Origin of the sequence: Thermococcus sp. (assembly GCF_027063845.1) — an archaeon.
Classification (GTDB): Archaea; Methanobacteriota_B; Thermococci; order Thermococcales; family Thermococcaceae; genus Thermococcus.
This window is the reverse complement of the sequence record NZ_JAMOQU010000131.1, coordinates 1-2,360: the sequence shown is the minus strand read 5'-3', so window position 1 is coordinate 2,360 and position 2,360 is coordinate 1. Positions and strand designations below refer to the sequence as shown.

Below are 2,360 nucleotides of genomic sequence, written 5' to 3'. Positions count from 1 at the left end.
AGGAATTTCGCTACCTTAGGACCGTTATAGTTACGGCCGCCGTTTACCGGGGCTTCGGTTCGGGGCTTGCACCCCTCCCCTTAACCTTCCGGCACTGGGCAGGTTGCAGTCCCCATACGTCCTCTTTCGAGTTTGCGGAGACCTGTGTTTTTGGTAAACAGTCGCCACCGCCTATTCTCTGCGGCCCCCAGCAGCTCCAGGCGTAAAGCCCTTCACCACCAGGGGCACCCCTTCTCCCGCAGTTACGGGGTCATTTTGCCGAGTTCCTTACGGAGGGTTCCCCCGAACGCCTCGGTGCTTTTACACCCGCCCACCTGTGTCGGTTTGCGGTACGGTCACTGCGGCTTCACAGCTTAGGGGTTCTTTCTCGGCAGTGTGGATTCGCCCGCTTCGGCCCTCATGGGCCTCCCCGTCAGTTCTCGGGGTTGGCGAGGGTCCGGATTTGCCTAGACCCTCCCCCTACTACCTTGGCCCGGCTCTACCATCGACCGGGTCGGGCTATCCTCCTGCGTCACCCCCATCGCTCCACCGCAGTGGCGCGGGAATGTTGACCCGCTTCCCATCGGCTACGCCTTTCGGCCTCGCCTTAGGGGCCGGCTAACCCAGGGCGGACTTGCCTTCCCCTGGAAACCTTGGGCTTTCGGCGGGGAGGCTTCTCACCTCCCTTATCGCCTACTCATGCCAGGATTTTCACTTCCCTGCAGTCCACCGCTCCTTCCGGAGCGACTTCAACCCGCAGGGAACGCTCCCCTACCGCTTCCCTCTACACAGGTGAAAGTGTAGAGGGAAACCCGCGGCTTCGGTGGGTGGCTTGAGCCCCGCTACATTTTCGGCGCATGCCCGCTCGACCAGTGAGCTGTTACGCACTCTTTAAAGGATGGCTGCCTCTAAGCCAACCTCCTGGCTGTCTTCGCGGGCACACTTCCTTTACCACTTAGCCACCACTTGGGGACCTTAGCCGGCGGTCTGGGCTCTTTCCCTCTCGACCATGGAGCTTATCCCCCACGGTCTGACTCCCACGGAGCATCTGCCGGCATTCGGAGTTTGGCGGGGGTCGGTACCCCTTTCGGGGCCCTAGCCCCACCAGTAGCTCTACCTCCAGCAGACTCATCCGTGAGGCTAGCCTTAAAGCTATTTCGGGGAGAACCAGCTATCTCCGTACTCGATTAGCTTTTCACTCCTACCCACAGCTCATCCCCTGGTTTTTCAGCACCAGTGGGTTCGGTCCTCCATCCGGTGTTACCCGGACTTCAACCTGGCCATGGGTAGATCGTACGGTTTCGGGTCTACTCCCGGCGACTCCAGCGCCCTCTTCGGACTCGGTTTCCCTACGGCTCCGCCTTGCGGCTTAGCCTCGCCGCCGAGAGTAACTCCCTGGCCCATTACGCAAAAGGTACGCCGTCACCCCGGCACCCTTACACACCTACCTGAGGTTAAGCCTCTTATAAAGAGCTACCCTAAGTCGCCAGTTCTTCTTCAAGTTCCTCTCTCTCTTCTTCGCAAGCACCTCTTCTTTATAGGCCTCGTAATATACCAGCTCCCATTTCCTACCCTTCGTACTCTTTACCTTCCCTGAATTATGACTCTGTAACCTTGCTTTTAGGTTAGCTGTGTACCCGATGTACTTACGACCATCTTCACTTACCAATAAATACACGTAGTACATTCCACCCCCAAGTAAGTCTATAAGGGTGCCGGGGCTCCGACCGCTTGTAGGCACACGGTTTCAGGTTCTATTTCACTCCCCTCTCCGGGGTTCTTTTCACCTTTCCCTCACGGTACTATGCGCTATCGGTCGCCAGCGAGTACTTAGCCTTGGAGGGTGGTCCCCCCTGATTCCCGCAGGATTCCTCGTGTCCCGCGGTACTTGGGATCGCACCCCAGGGAGAGGTCCGAGTTTCGCCTACGGGGCTATCACCCTCTACGGCAGGCCTTTCCAGACCTTTCGGCTACCCAGACCTTTTGTAACTCCCCGAGGAGTCCGCAGCCTCCTCCAGGTGCGTCCCGCTACCCCGGGCGGGCAACGCCTGCGGGCTTTTACACCCACCCGGTTTGGGCTGGTCCCCTTTCGCTCGCCGCTACTCAGGGAGTCTCGGTTGATTTCCTTTCCTCCCCCTACTAAGATGTTTCAGTTCGGGGGGTCTCGCCTCCCGCTCGCGCGGGATGACGGGCTTTCCGCCCGCCGGGTTTCCCCATTCGGGCATCCCCGGGTCTTCAGCCGTTTGCGCCTCGCCGGGGCTTTTCGCAGCTTACCACGCCCTTCATCGCCTGCTGGCGCCAAGGCATCCACCGTGTGCCCTTAGCACCTCGGCCTATCTACCTACCTCAGTCCTGGTTCCCTTATTCAGCTGTCAAAGACC

1 rRNA gene is annotated in these 2,360 nt (G+C 59.4%); it reads right to left on the bottom strand.

The window, feature by feature from the left end:
- Window positions 1-2,314: ribosomal RNA gene (locus MVO87_RS11310) — 23S ribosomal RNA — on the bottom strand; the annotation flags it as partial.
- Window positions 2,315-2,360 lie beyond the last annotated feature (46 nt).